The 18,674-nt window shown below is 65.0% G+C and carries 19 protein-coding genes and 1 riboswitch; of the genes, 6 read left to right on the top strand and 13 right to left on the bottom strand.

The genetic code is table 11. The features are described from left to right. Positions 1-28 precede the first annotated feature (28 nt). The 11 genes from AC1D75_RS12620 to AC1D75_RS12570 all read right to left on the bottom strand — a co-directional run bounded on the left by AC1D75_RS12620 (position 29) and on the right by AC1D75_RS12570 (position 9,481). Positions 29-523, bottom strand: a complete 495-nt coding sequence (locus tag AC1D75_RS12620) for a polyadenylate-specific 3'-exoribonuclease AS (RefSeq protein ID WP_495515538.1) — start codon at positions 521-523, stop codon at positions 29-31. Between the two features lie 8 nt (positions 524-531). After that, positions 532-1,239: a lysophospholipid acyltransferase family protein gene (locus AC1D75_RS12615; RefSeq protein ID WP_495515537.1), complete on the bottom strand. Its 708-nt coding sequence runs from the start codon at positions 1,237-1,239 to the stop codon at positions 532-534. A gap of 140 nt (positions 1,240-1,379) precedes the next feature. Then, entirely contained in the window at positions 1,380-2,399 is a 1,020-nt protein-coding gene (locus tag AC1D75_RS12610) for an ROK family protein (protein ID WP_495515536.1), read from the bottom strand. Beyond that, positions 2,396-2,845: a hypothetical protein gene (locus AC1D75_RS12605; protein WP_495515535.1), complete on the bottom strand. Its 450-nt coding sequence runs from the start codon at positions 2,843-2,845 to the stop codon at positions 2,396-2,398. Before AC1D75_RS12605 ends, AC1D75_RS12610 begins: the two co-directional genes overlap by 4 nt. A 70-nt stretch (positions 2,846-2,915) precedes the next feature. Next, positions 2,916-4,130 carry an ArsA family ATPase gene (locus tag AC1D75_RS12600; protein WP_495516065.1) on the bottom strand — a complete coding sequence of 405 codons (1,215 nt, stop codon included), beginning with the start codon at positions 4,128-4,130 and terminating at the stop codon, positions 2,916-2,918. A gap of 26 nt (positions 4,131-4,156) precedes the next feature. After that, positions 4,157-4,594 carry an SRPBCC family protein gene (locus AC1D75_RS12595; RefSeq protein ID WP_495515534.1) on the bottom strand — a complete coding sequence of 146 codons (438 nt, stop codon included), beginning with the start codon at positions 4,592-4,594 and terminating at the stop codon, positions 4,157-4,159. Beyond that, positions 4,591-5,010 (bottom strand): SRPBCC family protein, encoded by a 420-nt coding sequence (locus AC1D75_RS12590; RefSeq protein WP_495515533.1) that lies wholly within the window; start codon positions 5,008-5,010, stop codon positions 4,591-4,593. The genes AC1D75_RS12595 and AC1D75_RS12590 overlap by 4 nt, the downstream gene beginning before the upstream one ends. Positions 5,011-5,086: 76 nt before the next feature. Beyond that, complete coding sequence (locus AC1D75_RS12585) at positions 5,087-6,211, bottom strand: glycosyltransferase family 4 protein (protein ID WP_495515532.1); 1,125 nt, start codon at positions 6,209-6,211, stop codon at positions 5,087-5,089. Between the two features lie 4 nt (positions 6,212-6,215). After that, positions 6,216-7,619, bottom strand: coding sequence for a hypothetical protein (locus AC1D75_RS12580; RefSeq protein ID WP_495515531.1), 1,404 nt, complete (start codon positions 7,617-7,619; stop codon positions 6,216-6,218). Positions 7,620-7,627: 8 nt separating this feature from the next. Beyond that, the gene (locus tag AC1D75_RS12575) at positions 7,628-8,644 is read right to left on the bottom strand and encodes a C40 family peptidase (protein ID WP_495516064.1); all 1,017 of its coding nucleotides are present in this window, start codon (positions 8,642-8,644) and stop codon (positions 7,628-7,630) included. Between the two features lie 252 nt (positions 8,645-8,896). Beyond that, complete coding sequence (locus AC1D75_RS12570) at positions 8,897-9,481, bottom strand: C40 family peptidase (RefSeq protein WP_495515530.1); 585 nt, start codon at positions 9,479-9,481, stop codon at positions 8,897-8,899. Positions 9,482-9,496: 15 nt separating this feature from the next. Beyond that, a riboswitch (cyclic di-AMP (ydaO/yuaA leader) is annotated at positions 9,497-9,680 on the bottom strand. A 599-nt stretch (positions 9,681-10,279) separates the two neighbouring features. Here AC1D75_RS12570 and AC1D75_RS12565 point away from each other — a divergent pair. After that, the gene (locus AC1D75_RS12565; protein ID WP_495516063.1) at positions 10,280-12,031 is read left to right on the top strand and encodes a DEDD exonuclease domain-containing protein; all 1,752 of its coding nucleotides are present in this window, start codon (positions 10,280-10,282) and stop codon (positions 12,029-12,031) included. A gap of 20 nt (positions 12,032-12,051) precedes the next feature. Continuing rightward, complete coding sequence (locus AC1D75_RS12560; protein WP_495515529.1) at positions 12,052-12,327, top strand: Lrp/AsnC family transcriptional regulator; 276 nt, start codon at positions 12,052-12,054, stop codon at positions 12,325-12,327. Between the two features lie 37 nt (positions 12,328-12,364). On the opposite strand, the gene trpD is transcribed toward AC1D75_RS12560, so the two are convergent. Together trpD and AC1D75_RS12550 are read right to left on the bottom strand one after the other, a co-directional pair. Continuing rightward, positions 12,365-13,414 (bottom strand): anthranilate phosphoribosyltransferase, encoded by a 1,050-nt coding sequence (trpD, locus tag AC1D75_RS12555; RefSeq protein WP_495515528.1) that lies wholly within the window; start codon positions 13,412-13,414, stop codon positions 12,365-12,367. A 206-nt stretch (positions 13,415-13,620) separates the two neighbouring features. Further along, positions 13,621-14,079 carry a hypothetical protein gene (locus AC1D75_RS12550; RefSeq protein WP_495515527.1) on the bottom strand — a complete coding sequence of 153 codons (459 nt, stop codon included), beginning with the start codon at positions 14,077-14,079 and terminating at the stop codon, positions 13,621-13,623. A gap of 148 nt (positions 14,080-14,227) precedes the next feature. Here AC1D75_RS12550 and ctaE point away from each other — a divergent pair, with 148 nt between their 5' ends. Genes ctaE through qcrB form a run of 4 tightly spaced genes read left to right on the top strand, consistent with a single transcriptional unit; the run spans position 14,228 to position 18,602 of the window. Then, positions 14,228-14,839 (top strand): aa3-type cytochrome oxidase subunit III, encoded by a 612-nt coding sequence (ctaE, locus tag AC1D75_RS12545; protein WP_495515526.1) that lies wholly within the window; start codon positions 14,228-14,230, stop codon positions 14,837-14,839. A gap of 57 nt (positions 14,840-14,896) precedes the next feature. Next, entirely contained in the window at positions 14,897-15,820 is a 924-nt protein-coding gene (gene qcrC / locus AC1D75_RS12540) for a cytochrome bc1 complex diheme cytochrome c subunit (protein WP_495515525.1), read from the top strand. Further along, positions 15,817-16,989: a cytochrome bc1 complex Rieske iron-sulfur subunit gene (qcrA, locus tag AC1D75_RS12535; RefSeq protein WP_495515524.1), complete on the top strand. Its 1,173-nt coding sequence runs from the start codon at positions 15,817-15,819 to the stop codon at positions 16,987-16,989. Before qcrC ends, qcrA begins: the two co-directional genes overlap by 4 nt. Then, positions 16,986-18,602, top strand: a complete 1,617-nt coding sequence (gene qcrB / locus AC1D75_RS12530; RefSeq protein WP_495515523.1) for a cytochrome bc1 complex cytochrome b subunit — start codon at positions 16,986-16,988, stop codon at positions 18,600-18,602. Before qcrA ends, qcrB begins: the two co-directional genes overlap by 4 nt. The last annotated feature ends 72 nt before the right edge of the window (positions 18,603-18,674 follow it).

The following is an 18,674-nucleotide window of genomic DNA, read 5'->3' as shown; positions in this document are numbered from 1 at the left end:
CCCTCGGATCAGGAGGTGAACGGCGAGGTCACGCGCGCGGTGCACCCAGCGAGGCCTCGATGGCAAGCCACTTGTTGAGGTTGTGCCGCGCGTCCGCGAGCGCATCGTGCGCGTCCTTGGGTGCGGCGGGCAGTTCCGGCCTGCCGTTGAGTTCCCAGTGCTGCCGCAACTCGCGGGTATACCGCGGCATCTCCCGCGGCAACGCGGTCATCGGACCCCAGAGCTGACAGAGAACCACGTGGTCGTAGGCACCCACCCAGGCCCAGAGCTCGATCGTGCCGTCGCCCTCGTTCAGGAAGTCGAAGAGGTCACTGCGGATCCGCGAGCGTCCGCGCCAGGCCTTCGACGCCGGTGACGGCAGCTTGGGAAGCACATTCGCCCTGACCCACGGTCCGGCCTTGTCCGGGTTGAACTCGGTTGACACCGCATAAAATTCGCGGCCGTCCTCGGCCACCATGCCGATCGACACGAGGTCGATGGTGTGGCCGTCCTCGATGAATTCGCAGTCGTAGAAGTATCGCACCGCCGGACTCAGGCGGCCGGTGACGTGGAGGCGGGCGGCTCGGCAGGCTTGTCCTTGAGGGACGCGGCGTACACATCCACGTACTGCTGATCACCGAGTCGCATGAGTTCGTACATGATCTCGTCGGTGACGGCGCGCTCGATGAACCGGTTGCCTTCCATGCCCTCGTACCGACTGAAGTCGAGCGGCTTACCGATCTTCACGGTGATCCTCGCGGGACGCGGCATCGTGGTCCCGGGCGGATTCAAGTCGCTGGTACCGATCATCGCGACCGGGATCACCGGCACACCACACGCCATCGCGACCCGGGCCAGGCCCGTCTTGCCCTTGTAGAGACGACCGTCGGGCGAACGGGTGCCCTCCGGGTACATCGCCATCAGATCGCCGGCATCGAGCTTGCGTTTGGCCGCGGACAGCGCGCCCGACGCCGCGTCGGCCCCGGTGCGGTCGATCGGGATCTGGCTCGACGCGGTGAAGAACCAACGTTGGAAGGCACCCTTGGCGCCGGTTCCGGTGAAGTACTCACTCTTGGCCAGGAAGTACATCCGGCGCGGAACCATCAGCGGGAGGTAGAAGCTGTCGACAACGGCCAGATGATTGCTTGCCAGGATCGCCGGCCCTTTTGTTGGAATATTCTCCAGGCCTTCGACTTTCGGCCGTCCGATGACCCGGAGGAACGGTCCCATCAGGATGTATTTGAAGACCCAGTACCACATGTCTTCCCACTCTCTGACGAGCCACGAACTCCCCGCCGCTATTTACCGAAAACCGAATACGACTGCAAACTTTACCCACTCGGCCGGGGCGCCGTCACCGCCCCGATGCGGGACGCGTCACGAGCCTGATGCGGGACGCGTCACGAGCCTGATGCGGGACGCGTCATGGCGGCCGTCTCGGTGCGCGCGACCTGGGCGGCACCGATCATCCCCGCGGCCTCTCCGAGCTGCGTGCCGCGGATCCGCGCCATGCGACGATGTCCGGCGCCGGTGAGCAACGCCGAATAGTGCTCGCGCGCCTCATCGAGATACAACCCGGCCGACGACCCCACCCCACCGGCGATCACCACCAGGTCTGGATCGAACACGTCGCAGACCATTGCCAGCCCCAACCCCAGCCAGCGCGCGAAATCGGCGAACGCCGCCAGCGCCAGCGCGTCCCCGTCGTGCGCGGCGGCAGCGATCCGGCGACCGGTCAGGGATCCGGGATCGTCCATGATCTCGCGAGCGAGCTGACTGTTCCAGTCACCACCATCGGCGATCATCTCCACGACGGTGTCCACCAGAGCCGTACCGCTGCAATATCTTTCCCAGCACCCGTATTTGCCACAAGAGCAGGGCCGACCGTCGGGCATCACACGCAGATGCCCCAGTTCGGGTGCCACCCCGAAGCTGCCCCGATAGATTTCTCCGTCGATCAGGAACGCTGCGCCGATGCCGGTACCGATCGTGACCACCACGGTGTTGCGGCCACGGCCCGCACCGAAGTGATACTCGGCCACCGCAGCCGAGTTGGCATCGTGTTCGAGGAAGACCGGTAGCCCGACCCGCTTGCTCATGTCTTCGGCGACCCGCGCCTCGCGCCACGGCAGATGCGGCGAGAAACGAATGGTCTGTCGATCAGCGGTCAGGAAGCCCGCCACCGCCAACCCCACCGCGGTCACGCTCCACCGGCTCGTCAGCTCCGCCACGGCACGATCGAGTGCGGACTGAAGGGCGGCTTCGGTGCCCGGGGTCGGTGCACGGAACGTGTCGTGGACCCGTCCGAGTTCGTCGACCACCGCAGCCCTGATACTCGTGCCACCGATGTCGATCCCGATCGCCAATTCTCCACCGACGGCGCCACCGAGGCGGATCGGGCCGGACGCCCCCGCGCTCACCCGCCGCCCGTCGGCGGATCGTCCTGGGAACCTTGGGGGTCCGGGGAGTCGAAGTGCACGGCGATCGGCTCGTAGGGATGTTCGCGCCATCCACCTTCACCTGTCGATCCCGCGGTACCGGACCCGGGCGTCGAACCCATCACGTGTTCGAGTGCCTCTTGGATGGCCTCCAGGATCGCGATCAGCTGACCGAGCATCTGCCAGATCAGCTCACCGGCCTCTTCGATGATGATCTCCAGCGTGGTTCGGATCTGAGCGGAGAAGTCGCTCGGCGCGCCCGCGGCGTCACCGGCCGCACCGCGCGCGCGGGGTCCGGACTCACCTCCGAGCAGGCCCGCCGCAAGGAGGTCCACCTTCTCGAGCAGGCCGACAAGCAGGTCCCGCCACGCGTCCGAGTCTCCCCCGGATCGAGATCCGTCTGGCGAGCCGTCGTGCTGTTGGTCCACTCGGCCCTTCTCTCGGTTGGAACTGACTCATCGGTCACGAAATTCTGCGGTGCCCGCCATTCTTACGTATCTAAGACTGACTCGGCCACAGATCAGGATCGGGCCGGAACCGCACGGTCATGAAGCCATCATCCCAATGCGCGTCCAGAACCACGCACCGGCGTAGCACCGAGGGCAAGCGGACCCGTTGACGGACGCCGCTGACGGTCACCATCAGGTCGTCACCGCTACGGCCCAACCGGAGCCCCGACGGGTCGGGCAGCGACTGCCGCCACCGCATCCGATACACCGAATCGACACCGCTGCCCGACTCCCGGGCCACGTCGGCGGCGCGCGGGCCGACCGGACTCATCGGCCGCGCCTCCAGTAGCGCCCCGAGCTCACGCATTCTGACCACCGAATCAATGGGTTCGGAAAGCCAAGGAAGGCAAATCAATTCGGCCTCGCCACCGATCTCCCGCAGCTGTTCGACGCAGGCGCTCTGATCGGCGGATTTACGGGCGAACCAGTCCGATGTCGAGGTCGCACCTGTTTCCGGCATGAGACGGTTGACCAGCACAGAGGTCAACGGCAGACCCATCACCTGAAGCACGGCCTGGTACCGGCGGGCTGCCAGCACTCCGTGGTCGTCGGCCCCGACCACCAGATGGGCGCTGACACCCGACGAATCGAACAGCAGGTCATCGATGTCGGAACAATCGCGGATCAGGGCATCGAGTACCGCGACCACACGCGCGATCCGGGTGTTGTCGGTGGCGGCACCCAGCCGACGATGACGGGGCCAGAGTCGCTCGATGGTGTCGGACACCATTTGCGGGACGCGGAACAGTTCGAACGCGTCGGTCGCACCGGATGTGTCCACGACCACGCGTGACCACTGGCCAGAGGCCGCCTCGTCGCGGATACGTCTCAACGCGAGAAGCGACTCCACCCCGGGCATCCCGAGGATCTCTTCGGGATCCAGGCCTGCCAGCACCGCTTCGGAACCGGGCACCGCGGTGCCGGTCAACGCCCCGGTGGCCAGCGCCTCCCTGATCTTGCCCCACGTTTCGGCCAGCATGGCAAGCGTGTCGAGTTCCAGGAGGTCGACCTGTTGCGAGGCCGGAACCGTTTGGCCCGGAACAGAAATCACCCCGAAGATCCCGGACATGACATGAAACCGGTCCAGTGACACGACCAATGTCTTACCGCGACGGTCCGATTCGGACCGACCACCGCCGGATCGCCGCGCACCTACCGCACCGGCGGCGGCGACCGTCGACGTTCCGGTACCACCTGGTCCCAGGACGAGGTGGATGGGCGCTAGATCGATCAGTCTTCGACCCTTTTCTTGAGTTCCTTGAGTGCTGCGTCGGTGATGGCTTTCTCGGCGCGACGTTTGAGTGCCCCGATCATCGGGATCGCGAGATCCACCGTCAACTCGTAGGTCACCTTGGTCGAGCCGGGCGCCTGCTGCACAAGCGAATACCGTCCGTGCTGGGCGGTCTGGAGTTCGCTGGTGATCAAATCCCAAGTGACCGAATACCCGTCGACGGACCAGACGTAGCTCAGCTCGTACCTGTCCTTGAGGACACCGGCGTCGAGGACGAACCGCACGTGCTCGGCGCGGCCGTCGGCACCGGACTTCACGACCTCGACCTCACGGGCCGCCGACACCCATTGCGGGTACTTCTCGAAGTCGGCGATCACCGCCATGATGTTCTCGGCGTCCGCGTTGATCACGATCGACTGTTCTGTGCGATCGGTCATCTACCCGCCTTCCTCACTGTCGGAGCCGCCGCCGGACCCCCGACATGACGCTCCCGCTCGAGCCGGTCCTTGACCTCAAAGGCCATCGCCCGCCCGGCAACCCGTCGCCGGTGATTGAGCTCGGCCACCGCGTCCATGCGGGCCCGCGGCTGCGCGGGAAGCTCACCAGCCGGTTCGGCATGCAGAAAGTAGTGCATCACAAAGCCATCGAGCACCGGCTCGAGCCAGAGCTCGCTGGTACCGGCAAATGAGCCGGCCACGGACCAGCGCACGCCCTGCTCCGCCCGATCCTCGACAACGGTCAATCGCAGGTCGGGCCACCAGCGACGCCAGTTTTCGCGGTCGGCAATCACCGCTGTTGCTGTCTCGGGTGGCGCCGCGATGAATGTCTGATCGGCAACCTGGATGCTGGTCACCGCAATAGCTTCACATATCGGCTTGCAGACCCGACCACAAACCCTGCCTTGACCCCGCAGCGCCGCCCTTGTGCGGTCACAGCAGATGCCCCAGACGGCTTGCCATGTGCTCCCATCGCCAGCGGGAACACACCCACTCGCGCCCGGCACGACCCATTGCTTCGCGCAGCTCCGGGTTGCCGAGAACAGTTGTCAGGGCCTCGGCGACCTGCGGCACCGACCGTCCGTCCACCACCAGCCCGGTCTCGCCCTCGCGGACGGTCTCGGGTGCTCCGCCCGAGTCGCCTGCGATCACCGGCACCCCGGTCGCCGACGCCTCGAGATAGACGATGCCGAGACCTTCGACGTCCAATCCACGACCACGCGTGCGGGCAGGCATCGCAAAAACATCCGCGATGTTGTGGTAGCTCGCCAACTCGTCCGCCGCGACCGAGCCGGTGAACAGGACGTGGTCGGCCATACCTGTCTCGGCCGCCAGCTCGCGCAGTCGTTTCGCATCGGGCCCGCCGCCGACGATCACCAGGGTGGCCCCCTCGATCGCTTCACGGACCTGCGGCAGTGCCCGAATCAGCACGTCCTGCCCCTTACGCGGGACGAGCCGCGACAGACACAGGATGGTCGGCGCGTCGCCCAATCCGAGTCGGTCCCTAAATGCCTGGCGCGCAACCGGGTCCGGCGCGAACCGATCGACATCGACACCGGGCGGCAGATGTTCCAGCGCAGCCTGGGGGCCGAATGCGGAGGCGAAGCGGGCCCGCGTGTACTTGCTCACGTAGGTGATCACGTCGGTGTTGCGACCGATCATGCCGAGTGTCTGGCGGGCGATTGGCAGCATCGACCAGCCCACCTCATGACCGTGGGTACTGGCGATCACCCGATTGGCCCCGGCCCGGCGAACCGCACCGGCCAGCGTCGCCAGTGGCGCTGCCGCACCGAACCACACGGTGTCCACCTGGTGCGCGCGAACCAACTCGGCGGCCCGATGGGCCACCACAGGGGTCGGCAACATCAACGTGGTCGGATGTCGGACCACCTCATAGGGCTGTTCGGCATCGAAGCGGATATGACTGTCCCCACGCCACCGAGGCGCGTAGACGACGATGTCGCCGGCCGGAAGCCGATCGACCAGATTCTGCAGGTACGACTGGATACCCCCTTGCCGGGGTGGAAAGTCGTTGGTGACCAACAGGGTCCGGTGCATCAGCTCACCGTATCTGCGCGGTGAGCCAATCGCGCCATTGCCGCACCAGTTCTTCGCGCGAGATCCTGAGCACCACTGCCGACGCGGTGTCCTGGGCCGCAACCACCAGCGTGGGGTCGACAGGCTGGTCGGCACCGGCCAAGGCGACGTAAAAGTTCCGCAGCTTGTCTTCGCCGAACGTCTCGGCGATGAAGGCGGCGACCGACCAGGCCGATTGGTACGACACCGACGCATCGGGATTGCTCGGCGAGAAATCGGCGTCGCTCGGCAGATCGTCCGGTGGCCCCGAGCTCGCGATCTCCGCGGCCAAGGCCGGGGCCGCCTGCGACAGGTCCGAGTAGGTCCCGCTGCGGCCGACATACTCCGCGACGCCCTCGGTGACCCAGACCGCGGCGCTGCCCGCGGTGGCGGTGCGCGCCGCCACGTGGAACACCTCGTGACGCAAGACCACGCCCAGGTCGGCGGAATCGAGTTGCGCTGCTTGCGGAGTGAACACCACGCGCTGGCCGATGGCGGTCGGCGCGGCCCCGTCCGGTCGGTCGATCCCGGAGAAGACCGTGACCGCGGCAGCGGCGTCGGCATCGCCGGCAGCTGCCCCGGTCAGCGAACGGAACTCGTCGTCGGTCGCCGCGGCGACCACCCCGACACTCTGCGGCCACTTCGTGCCCCAGAACCGGCTCACCGCAGTGACCGCGGCCGGAAGCTGTCGCGCAATCTCTTCGGCGAATGAGCGGTCGCCGCCGTTGGTGAGCACCAGCGACTCACCTGGATCGGTTGCGACTTCCTGGGAACCGGGATCCGGGAACTGCCACACCTGACCGGGCGCTTGGGGCTCGCCGAACAGTGGTGCGGCTTCGGCAACAATTCGCCAGCCGTCGGGATACTGGGCCATCACCATCGGGATGTCGACCACAACGGCCTTCGCGTCGATCCCCGCGTACGCATATCGCAGCTGGACCGGTGCCACCCAGGAATCGACACTACCGGCGGCGTCGAGCGTGTCCTGGATCTGCGCCGGCACCATCCGTTCGAAGTCGCGACGCTCGGCCAGCCGGTACTCGAAGGTCGTCAACGGCAGATCGCCGACACCGGCAGCACTGAGCTCGGTCTGGGTGCGCAGGGCGAGGTCGGCGGACGGGTCGAGTTGCGCCAGCGCCGCGGCCGGCTCGGCATCACGCAATGCATCGGTATAGGCCTGCAGGGTCAGTGTGACCCCGAGCGTCCGCGCCTGCTCGTACGGATTCGCCGGGCGCGCAGCGGGCGCGGCGGGCTCTGATACCGAATCCTGGGACCCGTCACGGGAAATGACGGTGGCCGCGACCGACACCACGGCGACGAGCACCACAGCAACGACCACCCAGATGATCCGGCGGGTCCGTGAAGCGAGGGCAGCGAGCCGCTTGCGCACCGCGATGGTCAGTACCGACGGGCAGAGTTGAACGGGCCGCCCTTGTCGACCGGGACAACCGCCACGGGCACACCGAAGGTGGACGCGTGGATCACATACCCGTTGCCGACGTACATACCCACGTGGGTTGCGTCGGGGTAGTAGATGATCAGGTCGCCTGGCCGCATGTCGTCGCGGGAGACCTCGGTTCCGCCTGCCAGTTGGGCCTGGCTCGACCGCGGCAACGTCTTACCGGCCTGCTTGTATGCCCAGACCATCAGTCCGGAGCAGTCGAACTGGTCGGGGCCGGTGGCGCCCCAGACGTACGGATCACCGATCCGGGTCATCGCCGCACGAACCGCGACCACCTCAGGAGCGGTGCCCGCGGGCAGCAGCTTCGGGTCGAAGTCGACGTTGGCACCGGCGAGTTCGGCGAGTTGCTTGCCGGTGAGTGCCTGGTACATCGCCCGGATCTCGGTCGCCTTGAAGACCCGCTCACTCTGCTGGGCCTGCAGGTCGGCACTGGTCTTCTCTGCGGTGGCGACAGCGGCTTCGGCCTTGAGCTTGGCATCAGCCGCGGCCTTCTCCGCCTTCTCCGCCTTGGACTTGGTGGTCGTGAACTTCTTGACGTCCTCGACGGTCTGGCGCGAGATCATCTCCAGGCCGGCCATCTGATCGAGTAGTGACTGCGGCGAATCACTGACCAACACTGCATAGAGGCGGTTGACCCGTGCGCCCTTGTAACTGGCGGTGACGAGCGCATCGACCGCGCCCTGCAAATCTTCGGCCTGCTTGTCGAGTTCCGCGAGCGTGGCCACGGCCGCTTCCGTGTCCTTGGTCGCGGTCGCAACGGCTTCGCGCTGCTTACCCAGTTCGATGGTGGCCGTATGGATCGCCTCGGTGGCCTGCTCGGCTTCACGCCCAAGCTTGGTGTAGTCGGCGAGCATCACGTCCGGGCTCTGCGGAGCGGGCTCGGCACTTGCCTGCGCACCAGCGCCCAGCGTGACCGCCAGCGCCACGACCACACCGGCAACGGCAGTCCGCATCACGGCGGCATATCCCTCACGCACCACGACTTTGACAACTCCTCGTTAACCGACGTTCACAACTCTGGTCGACGACGGTCACCCGCCGACCAATCCCCTTGCACTGCAATTGACCAACCCGGCCAGGCTACACAGCGCGCATGGGCCGGCGATGTGAATCGCCAGACCCCACTGCCGCACAGGTGGCCGGATGCCGTCGGGCGGGACCGCAAGGATGCGGACCCGCCCAATGGCTTGTTCAGTTCTTGTTGCTCAGTAGCGGCGGATGTCCACGATCGACATGCCGTCCAGAGCCATACGTGCGACGGGCACACCCTCGGTGGAAGAGTGCACAACTTCACCGCCACCGACGTAGATGCCGGCGTGGCCGCCACCGTTGTAGATCACGACGTCGCCGGGCAGGGCGTTCGCAGCGCTGACGCTGGTGCCTCCGCCGAGCTGGCCGTAGCTGTCACGAGGAATGGTCTGACCGGCCTGCTGATGCGACCAGTAGACGAGACCCGAGCAATCGAAAGCACTGGGGCCGGCTGCACCGTAGACGTACGGCGAACCGATCTTGCTGACTGCGGCGTCCGCAGCGACCTGACCGGCAGCCTTGACGGGTGCGGGTGCAGCGGCGACGCCGGGGAAGAGGTTCTCCGGCTTCAGCTCATTCGGAATCATTTCCGGGGTCACACCCGGGATGTCGAAAGTTCCGACACCGGGAACTGTCACCGGTGCGGCAAAGGCAGGCGCTGCGGCGATACCCAGGGTGCCGAGTGTGATCGAACCGGCAATGAGTGCACCGCGGGCACTCTTGGCACCACGGCTTTCTTTGTTCAAACGATGTTTCGCCACGAAGCGAGATCTCCTTGTTTCTTCCCTATCCGCTGACCGAGTTAGCTGTCGGATTCGGGCCGGAAGATGGCCCTACCCGGTGAACCCGCAAAGTCGTTGAGACCTCAGGGTTCGATGGGATTCACCCCGGATGCGGATTTGTGGTCTGCACCAGATGGTTCCCCGGTTCACCGTGTTGGTGATTAAGCGGCGACCTCACGATTCGCTCCGGTTGGAGTGAACGCTTTCGTAAGGTCTCAGAAAGGTTACGAAACCGTGGCGGCGAATGTCCACCGGAAGGACGACAGAGGCCCTCCGGCGTGTCGTGTTACACAGCCCACAACTGGGGCTGATTCTGCCCCAAAAAGTGGCCCCTACCTGCGGCGGGACCTACGCGATGATCGTGAGTGTCAGACTTCTCGAGCATGCCCGCGGCGCGGAACATCGCCACCGCGTCCTCGAGGCGGGCCTCGTGATCAATAACGAATTCATCACAGCGAACTTCCGCATCCTCGCTGCTCCGGACCCCTACGGGTCCCATGAAAACCGTCATCATGCAGCCGTCACACTCAACTGGACGACCCGGGCAGGTGCTGCATTCGATGAGCAATGTGATCTCCGTCTCATTGGGCCTCTCATCTCGATCTCAGGGGCCCTCGGGGTTTACCCGGAGGCGAGATGAGCCGGCTTTTGTTACATCGATCGCGACGCTAGCGGCACCGTCCGACAAGACATCTCGGATCTTGTACCCCGGCCCCGGCGGCCGGAAACATCGCCGCGTTGTCAGAGGCTCGAACTAGTGTTCGCGATGTGAGTGTTGTGATTGGTGTTGATGAGGCCGTTGGGGCTCAGATGTCGTTCGATGACCCGACTCTGGCGCATCCGGACGATCTACCTCTGCGGGAGACGACATTTGTGGTGGTCGACCTCGAGACCACCGGCGGCAGTCCCACCGACGATCGCATCACCGAGATCGGTGCGGTGAAGATCCGCGGCGGCGAGATACTCGGCGATTTTGCGACGCTCGTCGATCCCCAGCGCGGCATACCCCCGCACATCGTCCGGTTGACCGGGATCACCGAAGCGATGGTCTACCGGGCACCCACCATCGATCAGGTGCTGCCGGCATTCCTGGAGTTCGCGCAGGATTCGGTGATCGTGGCGCACAACGCACGATTCGACGTCGGCTTCCTTCGCGCCGCCGCCGCCGACCTCGGTCATCCGTGGAACTTCCACCGGGTGCTGTGCACCGTGAAGCTCGCCCGACGGGTGTTGACCCGCGACGAGGCGCCCACGGTGAAACTCTCCGCCCTCGCCGCATTGTTCGCCGTACAGACCCGCCCCACCCACCGGGCACTCGACGACGCCCGCGCCACCGTGGAGGTACTGCACCGCCTGTTCGAGCGGGTGGGCAACCAGGGCGTCCATACATATAGAGAACTGCGCGACTATCTCCCCGGGATCTCGGCAGCCACCCGCAGTAAGAGAGTCCTGTCCGATCACCTACCGGCCGAGCCCGGTGTCTATCTTTTCCGCGGCCCGTCGGACGAAGTCCTGTATATCGGTACCGCGGTCGATCTGCGGCGGCGCGTGCGCAGCTACTTCACCGGCTCGGAGACCCGCACCCGCATCCGGGAGATGGTAGATCTGGCCACCCGCGTCGACCATGTGCAATGTGCGCACCGCATCGAGGCCGGGGTCCGGGAACTGCGCCTGCTCGGCGCCCATGCCCCGCCATACAACCGCCGGTCCAAGTTCCCGCACCGTGGTTGGTGGCTCTGCCTCACCGACGAGGCGTTCCCGCGACTGAAGGTGAGCCGCACACCCACCCCGGTGGCCCTGGGTCCGGTCCGATCACGCACCGTCGCCTACGACATCGCCGATCTCGTCTCCGAGCTCTGCGAACTGCGCACCTGCCGCACTCCGCTGCGCGCGGGCGGGCTGCATCAATGTGAGGTCGGGCCCGACGGCCGGCGGATCGTCGGCGGCTGCCATGGCGCGACCGCCGAATCGGTGGATGCCGACTCCTACGGCGTGCGGGCGCACGCGGTGGCCGATCTGTTCTCCGGACGCAGCGATGCGCCTGTCCTGGCCGCACTGGATCGCCTGACCACCTTGTCCGAGGCAGAACTGTTCGAGAACGCCGCCCGCCTGCGCGATCGCCTCGATCAACTCATCGCCCATCTCGAACGCTGCCAGCGCCTCGCCGCATTGGCCAGGATCTCCGAACTCGTCGCCGCCGCACCCGACGGACGCGGCGGATGGGACCTTGCCGTCATCCGTCATGGACGCCTGGCCAGCGCCGGGGTCGCGGTCCGCGGGGTGCCCCCGATGCCGGTGGTCGAGTTGCTCGCCGCCTCGGCCGAGACGGTGATCCCCACAACCGGACCACTCTGCGGCGCCGCACCGGAGGAAGCCGCCCTCGTCTTCCGGTGGCTCACCAGCCCCGGCGTTCGAATCGTTTGCGCCACAAGCGGATTCAGCCTACCCCGACACGGCGCCGGACGGTGGGCACAGTGGCGCGAACTCGTCGGTTCGGCACATCGCACCATCGACATCGATCAGAGTTGATCCGGCACTAGTCTGAATCCATGATTACCGCGATCGTCCTGATTCAGACCGATGTCCACCAAATCCCCGAAACCGCACAGGCGGTCGCCGACATCCCCGGCGTCACCGAGGTCTACTCGTGCGCAGGGGACGTCGATCTGATCGCAAAAGTCCGCGTCCGCGACCACGAGAAGATCGCCGACGTGGTCACCGAATCCATCAGCAGGCTCCCCGGGGTCAAACACACCGCAACCCACATCGCGTTCAAGAGCTATTCGAGCGCCGACGTCGACGCGGGCTTCTCCATCGGCGAGTGATCCGGCCATCAGCACGTGACCTGGGCCGACGAGTGGGTCAGGCGTTACTGACGCGGACCCACTCGGCCAGCAGTGCTGCGGCAGCGCCCGAATCGATTGCTGCCGCAGCCACGGCCATGTGCTGACCCAACTGCTCGTGCAGATCGACGTCCGGTTGCGGACGGTACGCGGTCAGTGCGCCGGCAGCGTTGAGCAGCACCGCATCCCGGACGGGCCCCGTCCGGCCGGCGAAGACCTCCCGCGCGACCGTCGCGTTGTGCTCGGCGTCCCCACCCTGCAGCGCCGACAGTTCGACCCGGGCCAACCCGAGCGTCGTCGGGTCCACCGTCTGTTTGCGCACCGAACCGCCGAATGCCTGCCACACCGTTGACGTCGACGTCGTTGTGAACTCGTCGAGACCGTCGTCGCCGCGGACCACGAGTACCGAGTCGCCACGCTCCATGAAGGTCTGTGCCAGCACCGGCGCCAGATCGACGAAGGCGCAACCGACCAGCCCGCTCGTCGGACGTGCCGGATTGGTCAGCGGGCCCAGCACATTGAAGACCGTTGGAATGCCGATCTCCTTGCGCGGCGCGGCGGCGAAACGCAACGCCGGATGGAAGACCGGGGCAAAACAGAATCCGATACCGGCTTCGGCAACACACCGACTGACGCCGTCGGCCGTCAGCGCAATGTTCACACCCAGCGCCTCCAGCACATCGGCGCCACCACTCTTCGAGGTCGCCGCCCGGTTGCCGTGCTTGACCACCGGCACACCGGCAGCTGCGACGACAACAGACGTCATCGTCGAGATGTTCACAGTATTCGAGCGATCACCACCGGTGCCGACGATGTCGACACAGGCAACGGACGTCGGGACCACCGTCGAGTGACTGAGCATGGCATCGGCGAGACCCCGCAATTCGGCGGCGACCGGCCCCTTGATCTTCAGGGCCACACCGAATGCGGCAATCTGCGCCGGCGTCGCGTTGTCCGACATGATCTCGTTCATCGCCCACTCGGCGCCGTCAGTGGTCAGGTCCCGGCCATCGGCCAGGACTCCAAGTACCTGCGGCCAGCTGCGGGCCTGCGCATCGGAGTGGGTCACGCGAAAAGAGTATCCACTGCCCAACCGGGACGACCACCTAGGCTTCCGCCACTGCAACAACCAACCCCTAACGCGGCTGCAGCACCTGCTGGGACAAAACCGGCAGGCTGCTTCCGCCACTGCAACAACACCAACCCTCAACGCGGCTGCAGCACCTGCTGGGACAAAACCGGCAGGCTGCTTCCGCCACTGCAACAACTCCAGCCCTAACGCGGCTGCAGCACCTGCCAGGCAATGACCCTGCCACCGTGACGCTGCGCGAGCCCGACCATGCGCGAGCGCTCCTGTGACACGTGGAGTGCATCGATCAATTGCACCCGCGCCAACGCCACGACGATCTGTCCGGCACCGATCTCAACCGAGTGCGGAACGTCGACCGATACCTGTCGATAGTGGTCCTGCGCGGCCAGCCCGATGACCGCTTCGACCGAATCTTCGGACACCACCAAGAGGTGCCGCAAGACAGACTGTTCGTCGGCCCGCCACTGTGAGTCGGACAAGGTCTTCGAGGCCGCCTCCGCGTCATCGAAACTCTCGGCGGTGATCGTCAACGAAGATTCGTCGACCGACAACTCCCCGTTGGTATTTCGCCGGCCCCCGAGACGACTTCTCAGTCGCCGCCAGCGGGGGACCTCGATCGGATTGCCGTTCACATCACGTGCCACCCCACCAGCCTCTCAGGTGGCCCTGAACAACATCGCGGACACGCCGCGTCGAACCGTTTCAGCCCCACTACCAGCGTCGCCGCATCGGGGTTGAAAAAAATCCGGACCCGAGTAGTCAGGGCTTACTACGAACCGTCATACTTCTCTGGTGACTAGCGCTGCAGCACCCACAGGATCAGCTATCACCCAGCGCGTGCACTCGCTGAACCGACCGAACATGGTCAGCGTTGGCACCATTGTGTGGCTTTCGAGCGAGCTGATGTTCTTTGCCGGATTGTTCGCGATGTATTTCGTGGCAAGGGCCGGAAACTACGGCAATTGGCCGATGGAGCCCACCGAGCTCAATCTGACACTGGCGATCCCCGTGACCGCCGTGCTGATTCTCTCCTCGGTGACATGTCAGCTCGGCGTCTTTGCCGCCGAGCGGGGCGACGTCTTCGGTCTCCGACGGTGGTACACCATCACCCTGTTCATGGGCGCGTTCTTCGTCGCCGGACAGGGCTACGAGTACTACCACATGGTCCACGAGGGCACCACGCTCTCGTCGAGTGCCTACGGTTCGGTCTTCTACATCACGACGGGCTTCCACGGCCTGCACGTGATCGGCGGCCTCGTTGCCTTCGTGATCTTGTTGCTCCGTACGCGGCTCAGCAAGTTCACCCCGGCACAGGCCACCGCCGCCATCGTCGTCTCGTACTACTGGCACTTCGTCGATATCGTCTGGATCGCGCTCTTCGCGACCATCTACTTCATTCGGTAACGGCCGAAACAGTCTTTTGGCACAGGCAAAGTCAGTCCGCTAAGCAGAGAGATACAGATGAGTTCATCTCCCCCACCCACCTCACCCGGGGATTCGGAAACGGGTGCCCTGAGCGAGGGCACCGGCCGCACAGACGCCAAGAAATCCAAGTCGCGCCGCAAACTGCGTCGTCGCGCCTCCGGAGCTCTTCTTCTGTTGGCAGGTCTGGTTGTCGCCGGCGGACTGGCCGCAGCCATCACGCCTGAAGCCCAGGTCGCCAAAGCGGACAGTGATTCCACTGCCGCGCTGGTCCAAGACGGCAAGAAGCTGTACGAGACCTCTTGCATCACCTGCCACGGCGCGAACCTCGAAGGTGTCGCCGAGCGCGGTCCATCACTGGTGGGCGTCGGCGACGCGGCGGTCTACTTCCAGGTGTCGTCCGGCCGTATGCCGGCGGTCCGAGGCGAAGCCCAGATCGTCCGTAAGCCGAGCAAGTTCACCCAGGCCCAGATCGACCAGCTCGGTGCCTACATCCAGTCCATCGGTGGTGGCCCCCAGGTGGTCTACGCCAAGGACGCGGACGGAAACGTCATCTTCGAAGACGGCTACCCGGTCATCGAGCAGGGTGCTCTCCGAGGCGACAACATCGGACGCGGCAGTGAGCTGTTCCGTCTGAACTGCGCCTCGTGCCACAACTTCACCGGCCGTGGCGGTGCGCTGTCGTCGGGCAAGTTCGCGCCCGCCCTCGACGCGCCGAACGAGCAGCAAATCTATACCGCCATGCTCACCGGACCTCAGAACATGCCCAAGTTCTCTGACCGGCAGCTGACCGACACCGAAAAGCGCGACATCATCGGCTACGTCAAGTACGCCACCACGGCGAAGGACCCAGGCGGCTACGGACTCGGCGGCTTCGGCCCGGTGTCCGAAGGCATGTTCATGTGGTTTGTCGGCGCGGTCGCAGTTGTCGCCGGCACGATGTGGATTGGATCACGTAGATGACCGACCAGCAGAAACCAGATCCGACCCCGGATGAGCTGGATGCAATGAACAAGGACGAGTTGGTCAAACTCGGCACCAACCTCGACGGCGTTGAGATCATCCATCGCCGGGAACGTTTCCCGGTGCCGGGTACCAAGGCGGAGAAGCGCGCAGAGCGCACCGTCGCATTCTGGTTCGCACTCGCCGGGGTTTCGGCCCTCGCATGCTTGATCATCTTCCTGTTCAACCATTGGGAATTTGTTATGCCCGATGGTGACGACTACTGGGCGTACATCCTCAACACCCCGCTCATCGGTTTCACCTTCGGTCTGTCAATCCTCTCTCTCGGTATCGGCGCCGTGCAGTTCACCAAGCGCTTCATCCCCGAAGAGATCTCGGTCCAGGATCGCCATGACGGCGGTTCGTCCGAGGTCGACAAGCGGACCATCGCCGCAGAGTTCGCCGATTCGCTGAACACCTCCACGCTCCCCCGCCGCAAGGCCATCAAGCGTGCCGGGCTGTTCGGTCTGGGCGCCTTCGCCCTCACCGGTGTCGTGGCGATGCTCGGCGGCTTCATCAAAAACCCGTGGGCGCTCGGCAAGAAGGCGCCGCTGTGGAACACCGGATGGTCGCCGATCTACAACTCGCCGGAGGATCCCAACGAGACGGTCTTCTTGCGACGCGACAACGGCAACCCGATGTCTGTGGTGCTGGTTCGTCCCGAGGATCTCGACGCCGGCGGCATGGAGACCGTGTTCCCGTGGCGAGTGTCCGACGGAACCGGCGAGACCGAGGAATCACGTCACAAGCTCATCGAGAGTCTTCGTGGCGTCAGCAACCCGGTCATGTTGATCCGTCTGCGTCCCAACGACGCAGCCAAGGCGATCAAGCGTCAGGGCCAGGAGAGCTTCAACTACGGCGATTACTACGCCTACACGAAGGTCTGCTCGCATCTCGGCTGCCCGACGTCACTGTTCGAGCAGCAAACAAACCGTATTTTGTGCCCGTGCCACCAGTCACAGTTCAACGCTCTCGAATACGCGAAACCGATCTTCGGTCCTGCCGCCCGTGCTCTCGCGCAGTTGCCGATCTCGGTCAACGAGCAGGGCTTCATGGTGGCTGCCGGTGACTTCATCGAGCCCGTAGGCCCGGCGTTCTGGGAACGCGGCCAGGGGAAGGACAAGCCATGAGCAAGATCGGACAGCAGGCCGAGGAAGTAGATTCCCGGTATCACATGGCGGCCGGCATTCGCCGCCAGATCAACAAGGTTTTCCCCACCCACTGGTCATTTCTGCTCGGTGAGATCGCGCTGTACAGCTTCATCATCCTGCTGATCTCGGGCGTCTACCTGACGTTCTTCTTTGATCCGTCGATGTCCGAGGTCATCTACAACGGATCCTACGAACCGCTCAACGGCGTCATGATGACCCAGGCGTACGCCACCACACTCGACATCTCGTTCGAGGTCCGTGGCGGACTCTTCGTCCGGCAGATCCACCACTGGGCAGCGCTGCTCTTCGCGGCGTCGATCATCATCCACATGGCTCGCATCTTCTTCACCGGCGCTTTCCGGCGTCCGCGTGAGGCGAACTGGGTCATCGGTTGCTTCCTGCTGGTGCTGGCGATGTTCGAAGGCTTCTTCGGATACTCGCTCCCCGACGACCTGCTCTCGGGAACCGGTGTTCGCGCCGCGATGTCGGGCATCGTCCTGGGCATTCCGGTTGTCGGAACGTGGATCCACTGGGCACTGTTCGGTGGACAGTTCCCCGGCGACATCATCATCCCGCGCCTGTACGTCCTGCACATCCTGTTGTTCCCGGGAATCATCCTGGCCCTCATCGGTGCTCACCTCGCACTCGTCTGGTACCAGAAGCACACCCAGTTCCCCGGCCCCGGCCGCACCGAGACCAATGTTGTCGGTGTCCGGATTCTGCCGGTGTTCGCAGTCAAGTCGGGTGCCTTCTTTGCCGTCACGTTCGGCATCCTGGCGATCATCGCGGGTCTGTTCCAGATCAACCCCGTGTGGGCGATCGGGCCTTACAACCCGGCGCACGTCTCGGCAGGCTCTCAGCCCGACATCTACATGATGTGGACCGACGGTCTGGCCCGACTTATGCCTGCATGGGAGATCTACTTCGGTAACGCGTACACGATCCCGGCCATCTTCTGGGTCGTTGTGGTGCTGACGATCGTGTTCGGGCTCATGTTCACGTACCCGTTCATCGAGAAGCGGCTGACGGGCGACACCGCCCACCACAACCTGCTGCAACGGCCGCGTGACGTGCCGGTGCGGACCGCGGTCGGCGCGATGGCGCTCTCGTTCTACATCATCCTCACGGTCTCTTGTATGAACGACATCATCGCCTACAAGTTCGACATCTCGCTCAACGCGACGACGTGGATGGGCCGTATCGGGCTGATCATCGTCCCGCCGCTGGCGTACTACATCGCCTACCGCTGGGCTCTGGCTCTGCAGCGCAGCGACCGCGATGTGCTCGAGCACGGCATCGAAACGGGCATCATCATGCGCCTGCCGCACGGTGAGTTCATCGAGCTGCACCAGCCGCTCGGACCTGTCGACGCCCACGGACATCCGATTCCGTTGCCGTACGAGGGTGCCGCGCTCCCGAAGCGGATGAACAAGCTCGGCTCCGCCGGCGAACCGGGTACCGGTTCACTGCTGGTCGCCGACCCCGCCGAAGAGCAGGTTCGCAACGTCGAGCTCGAAAAGAAGGCACATCACGACGAGAAGGACGCCCTGCGCGCGCTGCAAGAGCGTGGCGGAGATCCCTTCCTCGACTGACTCAGCCAATAGACAAGAGCCGGACCGCATCTGCGGTCCGGCTCTTGTTGTATGTGAGGTCTTCGAACCAGC

This window comes from Williamsia sp. Y712 (assembly GCF_059445525.1).
Note: the sequence above shows the minus strand (reverse complement) of the source record. Positions and strands in the feature narration are given on the sequence as shown.

Excerpts from the sequence above, each read along its gene's own strand:
- AC1D75_RS12615 (WP_495515537.1), bottom strand. The coding sequence starts at position 1,239 with ATGTGGTACTGGGTCTTCAAATACATCCTGATGGGACCGTTCCTCCGG.
- AC1D75_RS12595 (WP_495515534.1), bottom strand. The coding sequence starts at position 4,594 with ATGACCGATCGCACAGAACAGTCGATCGTGATCAACGCGGACGCCGAG.
- AC1D75_RS12585 (WP_495515532.1), bottom strand. The coding sequence starts at position 6,211 with ATGCACCGGACCCTGTTGGTCACCAACGACTTTCCACCCCGGCAAGGG.
- AC1D75_RS12575 (WP_495516064.1), bottom strand. The coding sequence starts at position 8,644 with ATGCGGACTGCCGTTGCCGGTGTGGTCGTGGCGCTGGCGGTCACGCTG.
- AC1D75_RS12560 (WP_495515529.1), top strand. The coding sequence starts at position 12,052 with ATGATTACCGCGATCGTCCTGATTCAGACCGATGTCCACCAAATCCCC.
- qcrC (WP_495515525.1), top strand. The coding sequence starts at position 14,897 with ATGAGTTCATCTCCCCCACCCACCTCACCCGGGGATTCGGAAACGGGT.
- qcrA (WP_495515524.1), top strand. The coding sequence starts at position 15,817 with ATGACCGACCAGCAGAAACCAGATCCGACCCCGGATGAGCTGGATGCA.
- qcrB (WP_495515523.1), top strand. The coding sequence starts at position 16,986 with ATGAGCAAGATCGGACAGCAGGCCGAGGAAGTAGATTCCCGGTATCAC.